General features: G+C 37.6%; 20 protein-coding genes. 11 read left to right on the forward strand and 9 right to left on the reverse strand.

What is annotated here, in order from left to right; genetic code table 11:
* Positions 1-7: 7 nt before the first annotated feature.
* Genes EWU23_RS01785 through EWU23_RS01820 form a run of 8 tightly spaced genes read left to right on the forward strand, consistent with a single transcriptional unit; the run spans position 8 to position 7,775 of the window.
* Positions 8-1,663: a UxaA family hydrolase gene (locus EWU23_RS01785; RefSeq protein WP_166228207.1), complete on the forward strand. Its 1,656-nt coding sequence runs from the start codon at positions 8-10 to the stop codon at positions 1,661-1,663.
* Between the two features lie 9 nt (positions 1,664-1,672).
* The gene (locus tag EWU23_RS01790) at positions 1,673-2,440 is read left to right on the forward strand and encodes an SDR family NAD(P)-dependent oxidoreductase (protein ID WP_166228209.1); all 768 of its coding nucleotides are present in this window, start codon (positions 1,673-1,675) and stop codon (positions 2,438-2,440) included.
* A gap of 8 nt (positions 2,441-2,448) precedes the next feature.
* Positions 2,449-3,126 carry an SGNH/GDSL hydrolase family protein gene (locus tag EWU23_RS01795; RefSeq protein ID WP_166228211.1) on the forward strand — a complete coding sequence of 226 codons (678 nt, stop codon included), beginning with the start codon at positions 2,449-2,451 and terminating at the stop codon, positions 3,124-3,126.
* 24 nt (positions 3,127-3,150) lie between these two features.
* Positions 3,151-3,999: a fumarylacetoacetate hydrolase family protein gene (locus tag EWU23_RS01800; protein WP_166228213.1), complete on the forward strand. Its 849-nt coding sequence runs from the start codon at positions 3,151-3,153 to the stop codon at positions 3,997-3,999.
* A gap of 1 nt (position 4,000) precedes the next feature.
* Positions 4,001-4,831 (forward strand): amidohydrolase family protein, encoded by an 831-nt coding sequence (locus tag EWU23_RS01805; protein WP_166228215.1) that lies wholly within the window; start codon positions 4,001-4,003, stop codon positions 4,829-4,831.
* Positions 4,831-5,613, forward strand: coding sequence for an L-fucose dehydrogenase (locus tag EWU23_RS01810; protein WP_166228217.1), 783 nt, complete (start codon positions 4,831-4,833; stop codon positions 5,611-5,613). Before EWU23_RS01805 ends, EWU23_RS01810 begins: the two co-directional genes overlap by 1 nt.
* A gap of 1 nt (position 5,614) precedes the next feature.
* Positions 5,615-6,706, forward strand: a complete 1,092-nt coding sequence (locus tag EWU23_RS01815) for a D-TA family PLP-dependent enzyme (RefSeq protein ID WP_166228219.1) — start codon at positions 5,615-5,617, stop codon at positions 6,704-6,706.
* A 1-nt stretch (position 6,707) separates the two neighbouring features.
* Positions 6,708-7,775, forward strand: a complete 1,068-nt coding sequence (locus EWU23_RS01820; RefSeq protein WP_166228221.1) for a dipeptidase — start codon at positions 6,708-6,710, stop codon at positions 7,773-7,775.
* Between the two features lie 106 nt (positions 7,776-7,881).
* On the opposite strand, the gene EWU23_RS01825 is transcribed toward EWU23_RS01820, so the two are convergent.
* The 6 genes from EWU23_RS01825 to EWU23_RS01850 are packed head-to-tail and all read right to left on the reverse strand — an operon-like array spanning position 7,882 to position 14,704.
* Positions 7,882-8,631, reverse strand: a complete 750-nt coding sequence (locus EWU23_RS01825) for an SDR family NAD(P)-dependent oxidoreductase (RefSeq protein ID WP_166228223.1) — start codon at positions 8,629-8,631, stop codon at positions 7,882-7,884.
* A 57-nt stretch (positions 8,632-8,688) separates the two neighbouring features.
* On the reverse strand, positions 8,689-10,404 hold the full coding sequence (locus tag EWU23_RS01830; protein WP_166228225.1) for an IlvD/Edd family dehydratase: 1,716 nt from the start codon (positions 10,402-10,404) through the stop codon (positions 8,689-8,691).
* Entirely contained in the window at positions 10,401-11,051 is a 651-nt protein-coding gene (locus EWU23_RS01835) for a hypothetical protein (RefSeq protein WP_166228227.1), read from the reverse strand. Before EWU23_RS01835 ends, EWU23_RS01830 begins: the two co-directional genes overlap by 4 nt.
* Position 11,052: 1 nt before the next feature.
* Positions 11,053-12,189 carry a MalY/PatB family protein gene (locus EWU23_RS01840; RefSeq protein ID WP_166228229.1) on the reverse strand — a complete coding sequence of 379 codons (1,137 nt, stop codon included), beginning with the start codon at positions 12,187-12,189 and terminating at the stop codon, positions 11,053-11,055.
* Entirely contained in the window at positions 12,186-12,977 is a 792-nt protein-coding gene (locus tag EWU23_RS01845) for an N-acetylmuramoyl-L-alanine amidase-like domain-containing protein (protein WP_166228232.1), read from the reverse strand. The genes EWU23_RS01840 and EWU23_RS01845 overlap by 4 nt, the downstream gene beginning before the upstream one ends.
* A gap of 20 nt (positions 12,978-12,997) precedes the next feature.
* Positions 12,998-14,704 carry an alpha-amylase family glycosyl hydrolase gene (locus EWU23_RS01850; RefSeq protein ID WP_166228234.1) on the reverse strand — a complete coding sequence of 569 codons (1,707 nt, stop codon included), beginning with the start codon at positions 14,702-14,704 and terminating at the stop codon, positions 12,998-13,000.
* Between the two features lie 182 nt (positions 14,705-14,886).
* On the opposite strand from EWU23_RS01850, the gene pgmB reads away from it, so the two are divergent.
* Together pgmB and EWU23_RS01860 are read left to right on the forward strand one after the other, a co-directional pair.
* Positions 14,887-15,534, forward strand: a complete 648-nt coding sequence (pgmB, locus tag EWU23_RS01855) for a beta-phosphoglucomutase (protein WP_166228236.1) — start codon at positions 14,887-14,889, stop codon at positions 15,532-15,534.
* Between the two features lie 41 nt (positions 15,535-15,575).
* Positions 15,576-17,870, forward strand: coding sequence for a family 65 glycosyl hydrolase domain-containing protein (locus EWU23_RS01860; RefSeq protein WP_166228238.1), 2,295 nt, complete (start codon positions 15,576-15,578; stop codon positions 17,868-17,870).
* 52 nt (positions 17,871-17,922) lie between these two features.
* Here EWU23_RS01860 and EWU23_RS01865 read toward each other — a convergent pair whose 3' ends face one another.
* On the reverse strand, positions 17,923-18,924 hold the full coding sequence (locus EWU23_RS01865) for a fatty acid desaturase (RefSeq protein WP_166228240.1): 1,002 nt from the start codon (positions 18,922-18,924) through the stop codon (positions 17,923-17,925).
* 170 nt (positions 18,925-19,094) lie between these two features.
* Between EWU23_RS01865 and dnaK the strand changes: the two genes are divergently transcribed.
* The gene (gene dnaK, locus EWU23_RS01870) at positions 19,095-20,984 is read left to right on the forward strand and encodes a molecular chaperone DnaK (protein ID WP_166228242.1); all 1,890 of its coding nucleotides are present in this window, start codon (positions 19,095-19,097) and stop codon (positions 20,982-20,984) included.
* Between the two features lie 95 nt (positions 20,985-21,079).
* Here the strand turns inward: dnaK and EWU23_RS01875 are convergent, their stop codons facing one another.
* The gene (locus tag EWU23_RS01875) at positions 21,080-22,123 is read right to left on the reverse strand and encodes an XdhC family protein (protein WP_166228244.1); all 1,044 of its coding nucleotides are present in this window, start codon (positions 22,121-22,123) and stop codon (positions 21,080-21,082) included.
* Positions 22,120-23,250: a cysteine desulfurase family protein gene (locus EWU23_RS01880; protein ID WP_166228246.1), complete on the reverse strand. Its 1,131-nt coding sequence runs from the start codon at positions 23,248-23,250 to the stop codon at positions 22,120-22,122. The genes EWU23_RS01875 and EWU23_RS01880 overlap by 4 nt, the downstream gene beginning before the upstream one ends.
* Positions 23,251-23,302 lie beyond the last annotated feature (52 nt).

Below are 23,302 nucleotides of genomic sequence, written 5' to 3' on the forward strand. Positions count from 1 at the left end.
TATTTTAATGTCTCGTTCTTACTTACAAATACACCCCTTAGATAATTTACTCGTTGCGCTAAAAGACTTAAAAGCTGGTACTATCATACAACATCAAGGTCAGGAAATTACATTAAAGGACGATATTGCTGCTAAACATAAATTTAGTACAATAGATATTCCTAAGGGTGATACGGCTACGATGTACGGTGTTTTAGTAGGTGTGGCTACCCAAGATATTCCCAAAGGTGGATTAATTCATACTTTTAATTTACACCATGCCTCACAAGATTTTTTAGGAAAACAGAAAGAATATTCTTGGGAAGCACCCAATGTCGATCGGTGGAAAAATTCCACATTTAAAGGTTATCAAAGACCTGATGGTCAGGTAGGTACTCAAAATTATTGGCTAGTTATTCCTTTAGTGTTTTGTGAAAATCGAAATATAGAATTACTCAAAAATGCCTTTATCAAAGGTTTAGGATTTCAAAAGAATGACCCATTTACCGACCAGGTCATTGAATTGAAAAATCAATTGGAAAGTGGTAAAGAATTAAAAACAAACGAAATAAAAAGCACATTTAAAGGTGAATTACTTCAGAAATCGGAATCTTTCCCTAATGTAGATGGAATTAAATTTTTACGTCATGAAAGTGGATGTGGTGAAAGCAAAGATGACTCTGACATGCTTTGTGCTTTATTAGCGGGCTATTGTGTCAATCCCAATGTGGGTGGAATTTCTGTGTTAAGCTTAGGCTGCCAACATTCACAAATTGAAACATTCAAAAATAGCCTAAAAGCTATTGATCCTAATTTTTCTAAGCCTATACATTTCTTTGAACAACAACAAGATGAGGGTAGTGGTGTTGAAAATTTATTGAGTGAAGTCATCTTAAAAACATTTCAAGGTCTGGTAGAAATCAATAAAATTAATAGAACAGATACACCACTCTCTAAATTACGTTTAGGGGTAAAATGTGGAGGTTCTGATGGTTTCTCAGGTATTTCTGCCAATCCAGCTATCGGACATACAGCTGATTTATTGGTTGCCCTAGGTGGCACCGTGATGATCGCTGAATTTCCAGAATTATGTGGTGTAGAACAGGAATTACAAAATAGATCGGTGGATGCAACGGTAGCTGATAATTTTGGTAAATTGATGCGCGAATATGCTAGAAGAGCAGAAGCCGTTGGTGCAGGTTTTGATATGAATCCTTCACCAGGTAATATTAAGGATGGCTTAATTACTGATGCCATTAAATCTGCTGGAGCTGCCAAGAAAGCAGGAACTTCACCCATTGTAGATGCCTTAGGTTACGGTCAATACGCTAAAAAACATGGCTTAAATTTAGTTTGTACTCCAGGAAATGATGTATTAGCTACAACTGGTATGGCAGGAGCAGGGGCAACGGTACAACTATTTACTACGGGCTTAGGAACTCCAACAGGAAATCCGATCAGCCCTATGGTTAAATTGTCTACCAATACCCGTTTAGCTGAAAAACTACCGGAAATCATTGATATTGATTGTGGTCCTATTATTTCCGGTGAAAAATCGGTCGAAGAAATGGGGGAAGAAATATTGGATTATGTGATTCATTTAGCTTCAGGAGAAATCAACACCAAAGCCATGGAGCTTGGACAAGATGATTTCATGTTCTGGAGAAGGGGAGTATCTTTATAATTTTAGCCTATGTTATTTACATTAAAAAATAAGAAAGCAGTCATTACGGGTGGTGGATCTGGAATCGGAAAAGCCATTTCTTTACTTTTCGCCAAACAGGGTGCAGAAGTTCACATGATTGATTTAGAAAATGCTAGCTCTCGTCAAACGGAAAAAGAATTAAAAAGCATTTCCCAGCAATCCCAACTTCATATTGTCAATATTACTCAATTAGAAGCCGTTAAGAACTTGGCAAGTGAATTAGGAAACATTGATATCCTTATCAATAATGCAGGAATTGCCCAAATTGGAAATCTAGAAAATACCACCTCTGAAGGCTTTCAGGCTATATTTGATGTCAATGTGAAAGGGGCTTTCCATTGTATGCAAGCATTTATTCCCGGTATGTTAATCCAATCCAAGGGAGTGATTATGAATATGGCCTCCGTAGCGGCTTCAGTGGGCATACCAGATCGCTTTGGTTATTCTATGACCAAAGGAGCTATTCGTTCCATGACACAATCGGTAGCCAAAGACTACATCCAACAAGGAATCCGATGCAATTGCATTTCTCCAGGAAGAGTACATACACCTTTTGTGGATGGATTTATCGCCAAAAATTATCCAGACAAAAAAGAAGAAATGTTTGCCAAATTATCAGCGACTCAGCCCATCGGTCGTATGGCTCAACCAGAAGAAATTGCCCATTTAGCCTTATATTTATGTTCCGATGAAGCCTCTTTCATCACAGGTTGTGATTATCCTATCGATGGAGGTTTTACTTATTTAAACAATTAATTAATCCCATGAAAAATAAGTTGATTTTCTCCATTGTCCTATTAATGGCTTCTTTAAGCTCTTTTAGTCCAGCTAATCCCATCAAAATCGTTTTCTTTGGTGATTCTATTACCCAAGCTGGGGTTTCCAAAACTGGGTATATAACCCAACTGCAAGGTATGTTGGCTTCACAAGGTATAGGTGATCAATATGAATTAATAGGAGCCGGTATAGGTGGTAATAAAATTTATGATTTGTATCTACGTCATGAAGAGGATTTATTGGCCAAAAAACCCAACATTACTGTCATTTACATAGGAATAAACGATGTTTGGCATAAAACATCTTCCAGAACGGGTACTGATGCTGATAAGTTTGAGCGTTTTTACAATGCTTTAATCAAGAAGATTCAATCAGCTGGCAGTCAAGTAGTTATTTGTACTCCAACAGTAATAGGCGAACGATTTGATGCAACAAACGAAAATGATGGAGATCTAAATCGCTATTCAGATATCATCCGCAGAATTGCAAAAAATAATAATTGTGCTTTGATTGATTTAAGAAAAGCCTTTTTAAGCTTTGAGCAAAACAATAATCCAGAAAATAAAGAGTCTGGCATTTTGACCAGCGATCGAGTACATTTGAATGAAGCTGGAAATAAATTTTTAGCAGAAACCATGTGGTCTGTACTAAAGGACATCAAATAATACCCTTATAATTCAAAAATTAACATGAAATTAGTTCGTCTAGGAGCCCAAAACAATGAAAAACCTGCTGTTTTAATCGATGGTAAATACTTCGATGTCAGTACTTATTTTCAAGATTTCAATGAAGCCTTCTTTGAGCAAGGAGGACTTGATAAGTTGGCAGATATTATTAGCAACGAAATATTAGAAGAAATAAGTAATCCAAAAAGAATTGGTTCATGCGTGGCTCGCCCTTCTAAAATCATATGTGTGGGATTAAATTATGCTGACCATGCCAAAGAAACAGGCGCTGCCATTCCTACGGAACCCATTTTGTTTTTCAAAAGCACATCTGCTTTAAGTGGCCCATTTGATGATGTCATTATCCCCAAAAACTCCATTAAGACGGATTGGGAAGTAGAATTTGCCATCGTAATAGGTAAAAAAGCCTCTTATATTAGCGAGGAAAAAGCGTATGACTATGTGGCGGGTTATTGCTTACACAATGATATTTCTGAAAGAGAGTTTCAATTAGAAAGAGGAGGAAATTGGTCCAAAGGTAAAGGCTGTGATACATTTGCCCCATTAGGACCATTTTTAGCCACAAAGGACGAAATTCAAGACGTGCACAACTTAAACATGTGGTTAGATATCAATGGAAAACGTTTTCAAACAAGTAACACGAAACAATTGATTTTCAATGTGCCACAAATTGTTTCTTATATATCTCAATTTATGACCTTATTACCGGGCGACGTGATTTCTACAGGAACACCACACGGAGTAGGACTTGGATTAAATCCCCCCGTATTTTTAAAACCTGGTGATATCATGACTTTAGGAATGGATGGTTTAGGTGAGCAAAAGCAAAAAGCCGTTGCCTACTCAGTATAATATGATTGATGCACATCAACACTTTTGGAATTATCAGCCTGAGCGAGATACTTGGATTACCGATGATATGTCCAAAATTCAAGCTGATTTTTATCCCAATGAAAGTCAAATAATATTCGAAAAAAACGGAATTGATGGCTGCATAGCCGTTCAGGCAGATTCGTCGGAAGAGGAAACGCTCTTTCTCTTAGCATTGGCTGAACAAAATGATTTCATCAAAGGGGTAGTAGGGTGGACCGATCTACAAAATGAACACCTAGAAAGTCGACTCGAGTATTTTTCGCAATTTGAAAAATGTGTGGGTTTCCGCCATGTGATCCAAGGAGAAAAAGACCCATTATTCTTTCAGAGGCCCCATTTTATTCAAGGCGTCAAACAATTAGCTGCCTTTGATTATACTTACGATATCTTAATTTACCCGCATCAATTAAAAGAGAGCGTCGCTTTTGCACAGAAAGTAGATGAACAGAAATTAATTTTAGACCATTTGGCTAAGCCTCCCTATAAGTCTAAAGACTTAACAAATTGGAAAAATGAACTAAGAGGATATCAAAAATTAGACCATGTTTCTGCCAAAATTTCTGGTTTAGTGACTGAAGCTGATTGGGCAAATTGGACAAAAGATGAAATCAAAGAAACCATCGATGTGGCTTTGGAGGTATTCGGCCCCAAAAGATTATTATTTGGTTCTGATTACCCAGTGGTATTGGTGGCCTCAACACTAGAAAAATGGTTGAAAGTATTTCATGAAAGTATTACCAACTTATCTGCAACAGAACAAGCAGATATTAAATTAAATAATTGTTTAGCTTTCTATCAAGTAGAACTATAATGAACCTAGGACTTAAAGAAAAGGTCATCATCGTAACTGGTGGTGCCAAAGGAATTGGAGAAGGAATTAGTCAATCATTGGCTTTAGAATCAGCTATGGTGGCTATTGTGGGAAGGAATAAAGAAGATAATGAAAAGGCCATTGCCAAAATTCAAGCCACGGGTGGTCAAGCATTCTCTTTTGTAGCTGAACTAAGCCGGCCTGAAGAATGTGAACGTGTGGTGAATGAAGTATATCAATTTTTTGGTAAAATTGATGGTTTAGTTAACAATGCAGGAATCAATGATGGTGTAGGATTAGCCACTGGTAGCTATGAAAAATTTATGCAGTCGCTACATTCCAATTTGATTCATTATTATTTGATGGCCAAAGCTTGCTTGCCTCATTTAATCCAATCGAAAGGAGCCATCGTCAATATTGGTTCAAAAGTAGCTGAAACAGGTCAAGGTGGCACTTCTGCCTATGCCGCAGCCAATGGTGGTAGGAATGCACTAACCAGAGAATGGGCAGTGGAATTATTGAAAGAGGGTGTCCGTGTAAACGCAGTTATCGTAGCAGAATGCTATACACCCTTGTACGACAGGTGGTTAAAAACCCTCCCCAATCCAGAAGAAACCTTGGCTTCTATCACCGAAAAAATACCATTAGGGAAGAGAATGACCACTCCTGAGGAATTAGGGGATATGGTTACTTTTTTGATGTCTAAAAAATCAAGTCATACTACAGGCCAATTAATCCATGTAGATGGTGGTTATACACATTTAGATCGTGCATTAATATAAGATGAGCATTGATTGTACAGAAATTCAAAGTCCAGGTCTATTGGTCTTTCCTGAAAAGGTAAAGCAAAATATTGCTTATGTTTTAAGTTTGGTAGATGGAGATCCGAATCGATTAAGGCCTCATATCAAAACTCATAAAACGAAAGAAGTTAATGATTTACTGCTTGAGGCTGGAATAACCAAATTCAAATGCGCTACCATAGCTGAGGCTGAACTACTCGCTTTATCGCAAGCCCCTTCCATTTTATTAAGTATGCAGCCTACTGGACCTAATATAGTCCGTTTGGCTAATTTGGTTCAAGCTTATCCCCAAAGTCAATTTGCTTGCTTAGTCGATGATCTTCATGCCGCTCAAGCTATTTCTCAAATCTTTCAAGACAATGCACAGTCCATCAATGTATTCATCGACTTAAATGTAGGAATGAATCGAACAGGAATCATTCCAGGACAGGCAGCTTCATTGATTCATCAAATAAAGAGTTTACCAGCTTTAAAAATAAGTGGACTTCATGCCTACGATGGACATATTCGTGATGTGAATTTAGAGGATAGAAAAGTACATGTTCAAAGAGATTTCATTGAATTTGAGGCATTGATTCAATCTATTTCATCTGAATTTCCAGACTTAGAATTGTGTGTAGGGGGGACTCCCAGTTTTTTAGTTCATCATCAGAATCCAGCCTATGTGTGTAGTCCTGGTACCTTTGTTTTTTTTGATGCAGGATATAGCTCCCTTTATCCTGAAAATAGCCTAGAACAAGCCCTTTACATCATCAGTAGAATTGTTTCCAAACCAAGTAAAACCAGTATTTGCTTGGATTTGGGTCATAAATCCGTCGCGGCAGAAAATTCCATTGAAAATCGAGTTCGATTTGTCGACTACCCAGAATTTAAGTTAATGAGCCAAAGTGAAGAACATGGAATCGTCGAAGTTCCTGATTCTGAATCATTTGAAATAGGTCAGGAGTTTTATATGATTCCTTACCATGTTTGTCCAACAGTTGCCTTGCATGCTAATTTGCAAGTAATAGAAGATGACATATTTACCGGTATTTGGGAAGTAAAAGCTAGAAACAGAAAAATCAACATATAACATGCTATTATTTGACGCACATTTAGACCTCAGCATGAATGCTTTGGAGTGGAATCGTGATTTAAGATCTTCATTGAAGGATATTAATGACAGAGAAAAAGGCATGATAGATAAACCTGATCGAGGCAATGCAGTCATTTCTTTGGATGAATTGAGAACAGGGAATATTGGTATTGTCGTTGCAACTCAAATTGCTCGATATGTCGATAAAAGCTCTACTTTACCTGGTTGGCATTCGCCTGAACAAGCCTGGGCACAAACTCAAGGGCAATTAGCCTATTACAAAGCATTAGAAACTTTAGGTGAATTAAGTCCTATTCGAAATTGGGAAGAACTCCAAAATCATCTTACTTATTGGAATAGCAGCCAAGACAGTAAAAAGAAGATTGGGTATATCTTAAGTTTAGAAGGAGCAGATTCTATTATTACTGTAGATCATTTAGATATAGCTTATAACTACGGATTAAGAGCCTTAGGCCCTGCTCATTATGGACCTGGAAGATATGCTCAAGGGACAAATGCTACAGGGGGACTAGGCGAGAATGGCAGAGCTCTTCTAACAAGAATGCAGCAATTAGGTATCATTCTTGATGCCACGCATTTATGTGATGACAGCTTTTGGGAAGCCATGGAGCATTATGATGGCCCAGTTTGGGCTAGCCACCATAATTGTAGAGTTTTGGTAGATCATAATCGCCAATTTACGGATGAACAATTCAAAGAATTGATTCGTCGGGATGCCGTGATAGGCATGCCATTAGATGCCTGGATGATGGTTTCTAATTGGGTAAGGGGTGTTTCCACACCTCAAAACATGCAGGTGAGCTTGAATACCATGATTGATCACTTGGATCATATTTGTCAAATTGCTGGAAATACCGACCACGTAGGACTAGGTACAGATTTAGATGGAGGATTTGGAACTGAACAATGTCCTTACGACATTCAATCTATTGCCGATTTACAAAAAATACCTAATTTATTAAGCAACAGAGGCTATTCTGAACATGACATTGAAAAAATATGTCACAAAAACTGGATAGGTTTTTTAGAGAAAAACTGGCAATAAATTATGAATTATAAAATATAGATTATAAATATTGGGAATAAAACAGATTTAAAAGGAGTCAAGAAAACTATCATCTATTTACAATTTATATTCTATAATTTATCATTCAATTAGGGGGTATCCCCACCGAAGTCCAGCCGCCATCAATGACTAAAAACTGGCCAGTGATGTGTTTGGAAAGAGGAGAGAGGAAAAATAAAGCTGCATTCGCGATATCTTCCACTGTGGCTGGGTAGCCCAATGGAGTAATAGCTGACCATTCTTTGATATAATCTTGATCAGAAAGCGTTCTTTCAGTTAAGGTTGCTCCTGGGCTAATCGTATTGATACGAATTTGAAAAGGAGAAAGGTCAATCACCAAATTCTTAGCCAATTGATTCAAAGCTGCTTTAGTCATTCCATAAGCTGCTAAATCAGGATGAGCTTGATGACCTGTAACTGACGACATCAATAAAATACTTCCACCATTTCCTGAGTCTCTAAGTTTTTGAGCTATCAATTGGGCCAAAAAGAAGGTTCCTTTGATGTTAATCTTCAATATTTGATCTAATGATTCTTTGGTATAAGACCAAAAATCTCCGAAAGTAGTGATACCTGCATTACAAACACATCCAGCTAATGTACCAGGCGTTTGATCTATCAGATTGGAGAGCGAGTCCAAAAATTCATCGGAACTAGCATCAGCACAAATACTGGAAAATTGATATAGTCCAAGGTGGTGTAATTGTGCTTGAGCTTTTTCAATTTGTTCCTGATTGATATCATTCCAAATAACATAGTCTCCCTGCAATAAAATAGACTTAACTATCTCAAATCCAATACCTTGTGCAGCACCCGTAACAATATACTTTAACATAATAATCGATAAAACAAAGAGGCCTCATTGAGTCAATAAGGCCTCTTCTATCTGAAATTAATGGGAATCTCTTGTCACCACAGAACCTGATCCTCCTTTTAGGAAATCAAAATCAGCCCCCTCGTGGGCTTGGGATACACGATCAATAAATAGACCTACATAACCTCGAATATGCGCTTGTGCTTGGAAAGGCTGAGCTTGTTTACGTACTTCCAATTCTTCATCAGATACTTCCCAATGAATGGATCTATTATCTAAATCCAAAGCAATATAATCGCCATTTTGAACCCAATTTAATGGACCCCCAGCAGCAGATTCAGGGGAAACGTGTAATACAACGGTTCCAAATCCTGTACCGCTCATACGTCCATCAGAAATACGAACCATGTCTTTCACACCTTTTTCCAAGAGTTTTTTAGGTATACCCATATTACCAACCTCGGCCATACCTGGATATCCTTTAGGACCCACATTTTTCAAAACCATCACCGAGTTTTCATCGATATCTAAATCTGGATGATCAATACGAGCATGATAGTCTTCAATATTTTCAAAAACAACTGCTTTTCCCCGATGTTTATATAACTCAGGTGAAGCTGCACTTGGCTTAACCACAGCACCATTGGGAGCCAAATTACCTTTTACCACCGCAATTCCAGAATCTGGTTTAAAGGGATTCTCCATGGTAGATATGATCTTGGAATCATAAATAGGGGTATTCGCTATATTTTCACCGACCGTTTTACCATTCACAGTAATGATTCCCGTATGTAAAAATTCCTTCATTTGATTCATCAAAGCAGGTAAGCCACCGGCATAATATAAATCTTCCATGAAGTGCTCTCCTGAAGGCTGAATATTAGCCAATAAAGGAATTTGCTTGGAGAATTTATCAAAATCATTTAGATCCAATTCCACACCAATACGACCAGCAATGGCCAATAGATGGATGACAAAATTCGTGGAACCTCCTGTAGCAGCATTCACACGAATGGCATTTTCAAATGCCTCGCGCGTAAGTACTTTAGAAAGTTTTAAATCTTCCTTCACCATTTCCACAATCCTTCTTCCTGAATGCTGAGCCAAGACTTTTCTACGTACATCGGCAGCAGGAATGGCTGCATTTTGTGGTAAACTTAATCCCAAGGCTTCCACCATAGTAGCCATCGTAGAGGCTGTGCCCATAACTGCACAGTGACCTGGCGTACGAGCCATACAGGCTTCTGCTTCAATAAACTCTGCTTGAGATAATTCTCCTAGCTTGTAAGCTTCAGCAAAGCGCCATACATCAGATGTACCAATTTCTTTTCCTTTAAACTTTCCTTTCATCATAGGTCCTCCAGAAATAACCAAACTAGGTAAATCCACACTGCAAGCGCCCATGACCAAAGAAGGAGTGGTTTTATCACAACCACACATCAATACCACACCGTCAATTGGATTAGCACGAATAGATTCCTCTACGTCCATACTTGCCAAATTACGGTATAACATCGCTGTAGGCTTAATCAATGTTTCCCCCAAAGACATCACAGGGAATTCAACTGGAAATCCACCTGCTTCAATGACCCCTTTTTTAACAAATTCAGCTAATTCTCTAAAATGAGCATTACAAGGGGTTAATTCTGACCAAGTATTACATATACCAATAACTGGTTTCCCCTGAAAATAATCATCAGGAATACCCTGATTTTTCATCCATGCACGATAAATAAATCCGTCTTTACCTGTCTTGCCAAACCATTGTTGCGATCGTAATTTTTGCTCACTCATTGTTGAATATGTTCTAAGTCTAACGTTTTGTTTAATATAAAGCTTCGGTCTGTTCCAAAGCTATAATAACATGCCCTAATTCCTTCGGAAAGGTCCGAATAGGGATCATTTCGAAAATCAAATGACCTTACAATATAAGATTTATCTACATGTAAACTATCATTTCCTGCGTACCCAAAGTTTTGTCGACCTTTTAGCACGGGGAAATGAACAGCTTTCAGATTACCCTTTTGGTATTCAAAAGCATAAATCAACCTATTTTTACCTTGGCTGACTAATAACCAAAACTCAGGTTGCATGTCGCTATTCAAATCAGAAGATAGAATTTGCTTACACCTAACATCCAAAAATTCCCTCCGATAAATCGTATGATTACTCTTGGATACGCTAAAAACAATTTTAGCTGTTAACACTTCTACCTTCGCTTCAAAATCCTCAATTTTAGTGGTGTATTCTGGTATTTTATCATGCTCCACTGGCTTTTGTAACCTATTTAAAGAGTCTTGGTAACGCTGTACCAAATCCAATTCCTCCAATCCAATGTTCGATTGCTTTTCAATATCTTCTTCTTGCTGTACATAAAAAATCAGTCCAACGAGCAGCGATACCAACAATAGAAATAAAGCAAAGCGAATCATTTTTACCATGCTAGTGCGCCAAACTGGCAATAATCTGACAGGCTTCTTGCAACTGCGTCTTAGAGCAAGCAAAATTTAAACGAATGAAGTTTTTTCCTTTAAACTGTTCCCCACGCAAAACATGTAGTCCGTTTTCCAAAAGTCGTTCTGGTAAATCTCCCCAAGTAGGGTCATAAGAAATCCAAGCCAAATAAGTGGCTTCCAAAGGAACCATGTCCAATCCTGAAGTTTGATTGACAAAATCCATTAGATAATCGTGATTTTGTTTCAAATATGGCAATAATTGAGATAGCCAATTGGAACCATGCAGGTAGGCGGCTGACATCACATCAATACTATGTCGACTTAGCATGGGCATATACCCAAACGTTTTTTTAATAAAAGCTTCTCTAGTCTTTTGATGAGGAATAATGGTTACACAACCACCTAAACCAGCAGTATTGAATGCTTTGGAAGTAGCGAAAAAACTAATAGAAGGAATTTCTTCGATGTATTGACCAATACAAATATGCTTGGATTGGGGATGTATACGCAAATCAGCATGTATTTCATCAGAAATGATGAGGCAATCATATTGCTTGCATAAGGCCACAATTCGATCTATTTCTGCTTGATTAAATACCGTTCCTCCAGGATTATGTGGATTACAAAATAAAAATACACCCGGTTTTTGTTTTAGAGCTTCCTCAAAAGCTACAAAATCGTAAGTCCACCGGCCATCTTTTTCCACCATGGGAAAAGTAAGCAAGGGACGATTTAACCAAGTAGGAATCAAGTGAAATGGATGATACACAGGAATGGCTGTCAAAACGCCTCTCGCATCATTGGAAAAAAGATCGCATGCTAAGGTAATTCCTGGAACTATTCCAGGTAGCCATACTTGCCAATCTAATTCAGTTGTCCAATGATATTCTTCCTGAATCCTTTTTTGAGCCAATAATTTCAAAGAATCTGGCACGATGGAATAACCTAAAACTCCATGTTGAGTAATCTTATCCAAGGCCTCCAAAATCTCATCCGCTACCACAAACTCCATATCAGCCACAGGCATTGGAAGCATGGATTTACCAGCATACATGGGATTATCCCATTTATAACTAGAAGTATTTCTACGATCAATCACTTGATCAAAGTCGTATTTTTTCATTTAATAAAATTAGGTCTAAAAACCTGAATGCCAAGAAAGGAGGGATGTGATTTCATGTATTCCACTAAATTCTTATCCGACACACATACCTTTTTTAATTCCTGAGAAGCATGTAGCAGATACCAGTTTGATTTTCTAAACGTAAGAAATCCAGTATGCTGTACATCCAGACCATTCCTTTTGGAAACAAAAGTAACGATATCTCCTTCCTTCAAATTCGACAGCACCATGTTTACTTTGGCAGAAGGAATATAGCTAAATGGAGCAGATGCCAAATTTTTCTCAACTTGTTCCAAAGCTATAATGGAGATATTCTTATTCTTATTCCGATAAAATTGAGATAAAAACGTAAAACTTTTCTTTATCTGTATTCCTTCATGAGTAGGTATGGGAACAATCCATTTGTCTTTCATTAATTGTTCCATGGCAGCAGAGAAATAATGATTTCTTGTTTCAAAGCGAATATCCTTCGGTTGGGTATATCTCCAATGAATCAAGTTTTTCTTGTAAAGAGAATCCTGACCTTTGGATTGGTATAGAGACATCACATTTTCAATAAATGTCACGCAATCAAAATCTTCCAGTGAAAGGTATAATTTCTCTGGATTTTCAGCCGAAAGGGCATTGGCCACATAAGGTTTACCTAAGAAATACTCGGCCAAAATTACATGATTTTGACTTTTCTGCGCTAAAGCTATTCTACTTTGCAAATCCAAAGGAATCCATTTTTCTTGAGCAATACCATGCTGTACCAGAAGACTAAATAGTATAAATATTAAAAATCGCATGGATTTATGCATCTAAGGAATTAAGAAATCTTAAACATATAAGCACTATTTGGAGGCAAATTAGACTCATCAGGCTGTTGATTTAGCCCCTTTACTACTGGAGGTACAAATGCTTGCATTAATTTCAACTTAACCTTAGACACTTTCATCATATCTCTAGCTAAAGTTGGGATTTGAATGTCCAATGAATAGGATTGTTGAGAATCAAAATTACATACGATTAACAATTTTTCTTTGGAGGTATATCTTAAAAATGAATAGACTTTTCTCTTCGGATAATGCTCATTTTGAGCATATTGTAAATCAAAAAAATGCCCTTCTTGAATACTAGGCTGGGAGTGAACGAATTGGAATAAATGCCCATAAAAATCATCCAATTGTTTTTCCTCCTTAGTTAATCGTGCCCCATCAAATTGCCCTTGATTCATCCATCTTTGATGTGTTTCTACCCGCCAAAAATCAAACATGGTTGTGCGATCTTGCGCCAAATTAAATCCTTCCACCTCATTGGCCGCTTCGCCAAATTCTTGCCCCATATACATCATTACTGGCCCATGATGCAGGCAAGCGGTAATCACCATAGCTGGAATAGTTGACCATAGATTATGCTGGGCAAAACCTGGACTATTAATCCTGGTTTCATCATGGTTTTCCAAAAAACGCAACATATGTTCTGAAAAATCACCAGATTCATTTTGCCACACTCGCGTAATATCTTCTACCGTAGCCTCAGGTCTTTCTTCCATCAATCTACGCAGGGCATCATATAAACCTACTTTATCGTACAAATAATCAAATCCACCACGGAAAATATAATCATGGTAACGATAAGGTTGATAAATTTCAGCAATAAATGTCACTTGAGGACTAATAGCCTTAATCTTAGGAATAACATAAGCCCAAAATTCCACGGGCACCATTTCTGCCATATCGCAACGAAATGAATCGACACCTTTCTGAGTCCAATAAATAAGTACATCCAAAAGCTTTAACCATGTATCAGGTATCGGGTCAAAATAAGTTTTTTCCCCGTGCTGAAAATCGATTCCATAATTCAGCTTAACCGTTTCAAACCAATCATCCTTAGTGGGTTGAGCAGAAAAAACATTATTGCCGCTCACCTTAGCGGGAATTTCAATATAAGGTATAGAGTAGGGCACAGGCATTTCCAATCCTACCGGAACGGAAAATTGAGTTCCAGGTAAATAGTAGAAATTGTTATTCGGATCAAAAGATTTATCTGTTTGATCGTTTGTACCAAAATCAAGTACACCTTGGGGCTTTTTATCTGAATAGTATTGACGAGCTAAATGATTCGGCACAAAATCAAGTATTAAATGCAATCCACAAGCATGAATCCTCTCCAGCATTTCCTCAAACTCTTCCATTCTTTTAGCTGGATCAGAAGCTAAAAACGGATTGACATCGTAATAATCTTTGATAGCAAAAGGAGAACCTGCCCGACCTTTAACGATGGAAGGATGATCCAAGGGCGATCCGTAGGCAGAAAAATCTTCCATGGTCGCATGTTCAATGATTCCAGTGGCATACAAATGAGTATATCCCTTTTTAGCCAAGGCCTGTAAAGCTTTCACAGATACGTCAGCAAACTTGGTAACTCCATTTCTTTGACAAGAACCATTAAAAGCTAAATCGGTATTGGTATTTCCCCATAAGTGAAACATCATTTGATACACAATAAACTTATGGGAGCTTTTCTCTTTCATCTACATCAAATGGGAAATTAATTCTAAAAAAATAGTCTTAGGAAGGAATAATTCTAGTTTAAATAAAATTAAATTATTCCTCAAATACAAGATAAAGTGCTCAAATAAGCCATTTTTCGCTTTTTCCCCATGAGGAAAACTCGTATTTTTGAAATATAGCATTGAACCCTAAAAAATATAGCATGACATATAAAGCCTGTCTTTTTGACTTAGATGGCGTACTGGTTGATACGGCAATATACCATTTTCAAGCTTGGAGAACTTTAGGGAAGCAATTTGATTTTGAATTAAGTCATGAACAAAATGAAGGGCTAAAAGGTATATCCCGAGTAGAGTCTTTGGAAAAAATATTACATTGGGCTCATTATCAGGCCACTCAGGAACAAAAAGAACGTTGGCTAAAAGAAAAGAATGATACTTACCTAGAACTAATTTCGCATATGAATCCAAGCGAAATTTTACCTGGAGTCATTTCATTTTTAAGTCAATTAAAAGAACAAGGGTATTTAATTGCTTTAGGTTCTGCCAGCAAAAATGCCCGTATCATTTTGGAAAAAACAGGCCTAATCACTTGGTTCAACGCAATAATTGACGGAAATCTTGTCACAAAAAGCAAACCAGATCCAGAAGTATTTTTGAAAGGCGCTGCCGCATTACATTGCCAAGCATCAGATTGTATTGTATTTGAAGATGCACAAGCCGGAATAGACGCCGCTAAAGCGGGAGGGATGAAAGTCATAGGAATTGGCTCCCAAAAAGTTTTGCAAGGCGCAGATAAAGTCATTTCATCTTTTACTGACCTACAAGTTTCCGAACTACTTCATCTTTAATATTAACTAATAAATGCATTTGCGCTCCTAATTAGAACCCTATGAAACAATATTTAAAACACGATGCTTGGAAAGTGATAGAAGATTCTTTCCATCCTGAATTCAATGAAATCACGGAATCCGTTTTTTCATTAGGAAACGGGCGAATGGGACAAAGAGCCAATTTTGAAGAAAGCTACACGGGTAAAACACTTCAAGGAAATTATGTAGCTGGAGTTTACTACCCAGATAAAACGCGCGTTGGTTGGTGGAAAAACGGTTATCCAGAATATTTTGCCAAAGTATTAAATGCCGCCAATTGGATTGGAATAGATATTGAAATAGAAGGAGTGAAGGTCGACCTACACCAAGCAACGATTCATGATTTTTACCGTGAATTGAATATGAAAGAGGGTTATTTGCTTCGTACTTGCGACATCACCTTATCGAATAAAAAACGGTTGAAAATTGAATCAATACGCTTCAACAGTTTGGCAGATGATGAATCTGGAGCCATTTCTTATAAAATCACCCCCATCAATTTCTCTGGTTCAATACACATCAAGGCTTTTATTGATGGAGATATTCAAAATAAAGATTCTAATTACCAAGAAAAATTTTGGGATCAAGTAAAAGTAGAAGCTCAAGGAAATCGTTCATTTGTTTGGTCTAAAACGAAAAAAACAAATTTTGAAGTCATCACAGGACAAGAAGTGCATCTACTCCAAGGCGGACAAAGGTTGAACTTAGCTGCTCAATGCGATAGTAGAGAAAAGTATAGTTCCTTGGGTTTTGAAGTTAAAGTTCTAGAAAATGAACCCATTACACTATATAAATACGCGGTCAATTTAAGTTCAGAAAATCATCCAACTGCCCATTTTGAAAATTCACTATCCAACTATCTAACAAAAATTACAGCCAAAGGATTTGATCAAATGCTCCAAGAACATGCCTCTACTTGGGCAGAAAAATGGAATAGCAATGATATTATCATTGAAGGAGATGTGGCTGCCCAACAAGGTATTCGATTTAACATATTTCAACTCAATCAAACTTATACAGGTAAAGATGATCGTTTAAATATTGGTCCCAAGGGATTTACTGGTGAAAAATATGGAGGATCTACCTATTGGGATACAGAAGCTTATTGCATACCTTTTTACTTATCAACAGCCCCTTCCCAAGTAGCCAAAAATCTCTTGATTTATCGTTGGAAGCAATTGGATAAGGCCATTGAAAATGCCCAAAAGCTCGGTTTTAGTCAAGGTGCAGCTCTTTATCCCATGGTGACTATGAATGGAGAAGAATGTCATAATGAATGGGAAATCACCTTTGAAGAAATCCATCGAAATGGTGCTATTGCCTATGCCATCAAGGATTATGTGCAATACACAGATGATAAACGACATTTACTAGATTACGGATGGGATGTATTATTAGCTATTGCCCGCTTTTGGAAGCAGCGGGTCAATTGGTCAGAAAATCTTCAAAAATATGTCATGCTGGGTGTTACTGGGCCCAATGAATATGAAAACAATGTCAATAATAACTGGTATACCAATTACCTAGCAGCCTGGTGCTTAGCGTATGTACAAGAGGTTTATCAAGAAATCACCAACTTATACCCTCAAGAAGCCATTTTGAAATTCGAAAATAGCCAATTTCATGTGAGAGAATTAGCTGAATTCGAACATATTGTTCAGCACATGTACTTTCCAAGGGATGAGAAAAGAGGTATTTATCTCCAGCAAGACGGCTTTTTAGATAAAGTTATAGCCCCAGTAGATCAAATACCGGCCTATCAACGACCTATTAATCAGCATTGGTCTTGGGATCGAATTTTACGTTCTTGTTACATTAAACAAGCAGATGTACTACAAGGCATGTATTTCTTTGAAACCGATTTCTCCAAGGATGAAATCGAAAGAAATTATCAATTTTATGAACCATTAACCGTCCATGAATCATCATTGAGTCCTTGTGTTCATAGCATTCTTGCGGCCAAATTAGGGAAAGAAGATAAATCCTATGAATTCTATACTCGGGCTGCTCGTTTGGATTTAGATGATTATAACAATGATACGGAAGATGGCTGTCATATCACCAGCATGGCAGGAACTTGGATGTCGATTATCAAAGGTTTTGCTGGACAAAGTGTCCAAAACAATCAATTACACTTAGCACCATTTTTACCAAAGCAATGGAAGAGTTATCGATTTAAAATCAATTTCAGAAATGATCATTTGGAAATAGAAGTGAACCAAGCAGGAGTGAAGGTTCAAAATTTATCTAGCCATGATACGGAGATTGTTGTTCATGGTCAAAAGCATCACATTGCAGGAAATTCTACTACATAGCATTAAAAAGGCCTCTGTGAGGCCTTTTTAATGCTATGTAGTCTAGATTTTTTTATTCTTTTGATAAATCAATATCAGGAGTTGAAACATCCGTTAATACAACCCCACCCCGTTCTTTTCGAGCTATTCTAGAAAACAAACCTACCTCTTGAGAGAATAGGAAAGTAAAGAATAATTTGACAAATGAAGTGTGATATTTCAAATTATCATAGTATTCAGGAGCTGCCGCTTTTAATTTGGGAAGATTATTCCAAGGAATAGATGGCATATCATGGTGTTCATTGTGGTAACCCACATTCATATTGATGCCATTCAAACCACCATAGTAACTATACGTTTCCTGATTTTTATCTAAAACTAAATAATGTTCTTGAATCCAACGGGCGCCAAGTGGATGTAAACCCACAGAGAACATGAAACTTAAGCCCATGTAAGCCAATGCGGGCCAACCCCATAAGTACACGATCAAAGCATCAAAAGCAAATTGGGCTATAATATTCATGATTACCCAACGATCAAATACGGCTAACTCAATACAACGGATGGTACGGATAGCTTGGAAGAAAGGAAATAACAATAACCAGATAGCTTTACCAATGAAATAGTTATTAATCAATTTTGCTTCCCAATAATCTGGTAAATCAGCATCCAATTCATGTACCCCTTGAAAAGCATGATGCTTTAAGTGGTAGTTTTTGAAAGAAATGGCCGTAGGGAATAAAGAGGGGAAGTTGGCTACTATCCCAGCAAACACATTCCATGAATTCTTTTTGAAAACCAAATTATGGGCCGTTTCATGAATGCATACAAAAAGTGTATGTGTTGGGAATGCCCCCACAAACCAGGCTACAGCCACAATCAACCACCAGGGGGAATCTTTCAGAAAATAAGCTAAGGTAATTTGCAAACCTACACAGCCCAAAATCCACCACATAGTGTTCGGATTTTTCCCAATTAACTTTTTTACTTCAGGGTGTTTCTTGATAATTTCTCTTGTACGTTGACGATGAGGCTCTGAACCTTCTACCCACGTAAAGTCATTAAATTCAGACATAATTGAACATATTTTCTTGTTACAAAGATAACATATATGCCTATTTACTGACGAAATTTATTGAATTTTATTATTTAGAGTGGAGTACGTGACAATATGTCAGCATTTACATAAAACTAATTTCATGGCATATTCCTTGTTACATGGGAGGAAAAAATAAAATAATAATCATGGGAAAAATTATTGGAATTGACCTAGGTACCACCAACTCATGTGTGGCCGTAATGGAAGGAAATGAGGCAGTTGTTATTGCTAACTCAGAAGGAAGAAGGACAACTCCCTCAATTGTAGCGTTTTTAGAGAATGGTGAGCGTAAAGTAGGAGATCCTGCCAAAAGACAAGCTATTACCAACCCTCAAAATACCATATCATCTGTTAAAAGATTTATGGGTAAAAAATATAGTGATGTTAGTTCTGAATTAAAAACAATTTCATATCAAGTTGAAAAAGGAAATAACGATACACCACGTGTTCGCATAGGTGACCGTTTATATACTCCACAAGAAATTTCTGCGCAAATCTTAACTAAGATGAAGCAAACAGCAGAAGATTATTTGGGACAAACTGTAACTGAAGCTGTCATTACCGTTCCTGCCTATTTCAATGATGCAGAACGTCAAGCTACGAAAGAAGCAGGTCAAATCGCTGGTTTAGAAGTAAAACGTATCATCAACGAGCCTACAGCTGCAGCATTAGCCTATGGGGTTGACAAGCAAGGTAAGGATATGAAGATTGCGGTGTTCGACTTAGGTGGAGGAACATTTGACGTATCTATCTTAGAATTAGGTGATGGGGTTTTTGAAGTAAAATCGACAGATGGAGATACCCACTTAGGCGGTGATGATTTTGATCAAGTAATCATTGATTGGTTGGCTCAAGAATTCATTGCTGATGAAAACATCGACTTGCGTAAAGACCCAATGGCGCTTCAACGTTTAAAAGAAGCGGCTGAAAAAGCTAAAATCGAATTAAGTTCTGGCGCATCGACTGAGATCAATTTGCCTTATATCATGCCAGTGGATGGTATTCCTAAGCACTTAGTTCGCAATTTAACGCGTGCTAAATTTGAACAACTAGCTGATAGTTTGATTCAACGTACGTTGGAGCCTTGCAAGAGAGCCATGAAAAATGCTGGTTATTCTAATGCAGACATCGATGAGGTTATTTTAGTAGGTGGTTCTACTCGTATCCCTAGAATTCAAGAAGAAGTAGAAAAATTCTTTGAAAAGAAACCTTCTAAAGGGGTGAATCCAGACGAAGTAGTAGCTTTAGGAGCTGCCATTCAAGGTGGAGTTTTAACGGGAGAAGTAAAAGATGTTTTGTTACTTGATGTGACTCCATTATCTTTAGGGATTGAAACGATGGGAGGTGTATTTACTAAGCTAATTGAAGCTAACACAACCATCCCAACGAAGAAGTCGGAAGTATTCTCTACAGCCGCAGATAACCAACCTTCTGTTGAGTTAAATGTATTGCAAGGAGAAAGACCAATGGCTAAGGATAATCGTTCATTAGGACGTTTTCACTTAGATGGTTTACCACCATCACAACGTGGAGTACCTCAAATTGAAGTTACTTTTGACATTGATGCCAATGGTATTTTGCATGTATCTGCGAAAGACAAAGGAACAGGTAAGGAACAAAAAATCCGTATCGAAGCTTCCAGCGGTTTAACAGATGCTGAAATTGAAAAAATGCGCAACGAGGCAAAGGCCAACGAAGCGAACGATAAAATTGAGAAAGAGCGTGTTGAGAAAATCAACCAAGCTGATGCTTTAATTTTCCAATCTGAAAAGCAATTGAAAGAATATGGAGAGAAGCTTTCTGAAGGAAACAAATCAGCCATTGAAGGTGCTTTAGCTGAACTAAAAACAGCTCATGCTTCCCAAGATGTAGCCGCTATAGATGCTGGCTTGGAAAAACTTAATACAGCTTGGACTGCTGCTTCCCAAGAAATGTACGCTGCCGGTGAAACTGCAGGTGCAACAGAAAATACAGCGGATGCTTCTGCCAATGGCGCTAGTGAAGCAGAAGATGTAGCTTTCGAGGAAGTAAAATAGTTAAATAGGTTTAGAGGTTTATTTAAACTCCCAGCAGCTACGCTGGGAGTTTTTTGTGGATATACCTCTTTCTATCTTTCCATTCAATAGTTTTACTAGTGGATTGGCTTGTCCCTGAACTTGAGAGGTTGACCATCGCGCTTATTTTTTTGCGCAATTATTTCTGAAATAATTGAAATAGCAATTTCTTCTGGACCTTCTGCACCTACATCAAGACCTATAGGGCTAGATAATTTTTTTCTTAGCTCTGAAATATCAATTCCTTCATCATTCAATTGACCTTGTAGTTTGTCCATTCGCTTTTGAGGTCCTAAAACTCCCCAATAAGCAAAAGTTTCCAAAGAACTTAACTTTCTCATTAAAAACACATCGCGATCAAAGTCATGAGTCATCATGACTAGAGAATCATCGGGTAGAATTTGATACTCTGATTCCCAATCATACACTTGTTTGACTGATTTCTTTCCTTGAAGATTCATTTTTTGAACATTCCCCACCCAATGTATCTCCCAAGCCAATAAATTAATTTGTTGAATCAATGCCAAAGCGTCAAACTGATTCCCAAAAATCCAAATACGGGGCATAGGAGGGATGTATTCCAATAAGGTTGATTTTCCTTGGATCAATCGGTAATGAGCCGTTTTTTGAACTAAAATCGCTTTTTTGTCTGTATCAAAAGAATGAATATCCGACAGAGGAGAGTATACATATTGAAAAGAGGACAAGTCGTTTTCATCCCATTCACTACCTAACACCCCAGGTTCATATGAAGAAACTGCTTGTTTCATCGCTTGACAAAAAGCTTCTAAATGTGAACGAATTGGATCTATGACGATATCAATTAGTCCTTGACAACCCAATCCCACACCTAATTGAAAAGGATCATCCTCCCGGGTATCATACGTGACTAATTTGATTTGTTGAGTCATCATGGCCATTTGTGCCTTTTTCAACATGTCTCCTTCCAAACAACCGCCACTAATAGCTCCCCACCAATTTCCATCTCCTGTCACCAACATTCTAGCTCCCGGTCTTCGATAGGCCGAACCATCTACATGTACGACAGTGGCGAGAGCTAACTCATTATTTTCTAACAAGAGTTGTTCCAATCGATTCACAATTTGTATCCAATCTTTCATGATATCAATTTTTCTAGACTTTTAACTAAGTAATTCATCACCCAATCATGATCTTCATTCAAATAAGTATGAGCTAGAGAAATACGTAGACTGGCTAAGGCCGTATCATCGTCTCTACCAAGTGCTTTTAACACATGTGAGGGAAATGTTGATTTAGAATTACAAGCTGATCCATTAGAAAGAGCTAACATTGGCATGGATCTAAAAAGTTTTTCCCAATCAACTTCTTGAATGGAAAAATTAAGTATATGCGGTATTTGATTTTGGGAAATAGAATTTAAAATCATTCTTTCACCTAACAATTTTTTAAGTGTATTTTCTAACTCTTGCTTTTTTGCTTGTATTTGGGGCAAATAGGTCAAGAGTTGAGGAATACCTTCTACTGCCTTAGCTAGTCCTACAATCAAAGGAACAGGCAGCGTACCCGCTCGTAAGCCTCTTTCTTGGGCGCCTCCCCATTGTCTGGCTTGTAAATGAGTCCCCTCTTTCACATAAAGTCCCCCAATACCTTTGGGCCCGAAAATTTTATGGCCTGAAAAGCTCAGCAAATCTGGTAAATAGGCTTGAGAAATATCCAATTTTCCCAATGCTTGGGTCGCATCACTATGACAGGTGATTCCTACTTGTGTACACCATTGAGCTATGGCAGGAATATCATTGATTGTTCCAATTTCATTATTAACCCACATGATGGATACTAGCCGAGTATTGGACTTCTTACTAGCCGTTATTTGGTCTAACCTTATTTCTCCCTGATGATTAGGTTCTATATAGGTGATATCCCAACCTTTCGAGGCCAAAAATGCTAATGGCTCTAACACAGCTTTATGTTCTAAGGGCGAAGAAATGATATGTCCAGGAGTTTGATGTTCCAACAAACCTAATATGGTTAAGTTATTGGATTCTGTGGCTCCAGAAGTGAATAGGATAGAGGCTGGTTTAACAGAAAAATAAGAGGCTATGGTTTTCCGAGCTTGATCAACTGCATCGGCAGCTTCCCATCCAAAAATATGTTGATTGGAGCCTGAATTACCAAAGTATTGACTAAAATAGGGAATCATAGCTTCCAAAACTTCTGGTAAAACAGGAGTCGTGGCGGCATAATCTAAATAGATAGGACGATTCAATTTCTTAGCGGGTGGATGTATAACAAAGATACAAATTGGGCATGAAAAAAGT

Origin of the sequence: Aquirufa beregesia, from assembly GCF_011090385.1 — a bacterium.
In the GTDB taxonomy this organism is placed as follows: Bacteria; Bacteroidota; Bacteroidia; order Cytophagales; family Spirosomataceae; genus Aquirufa; species Aquirufa beregesia.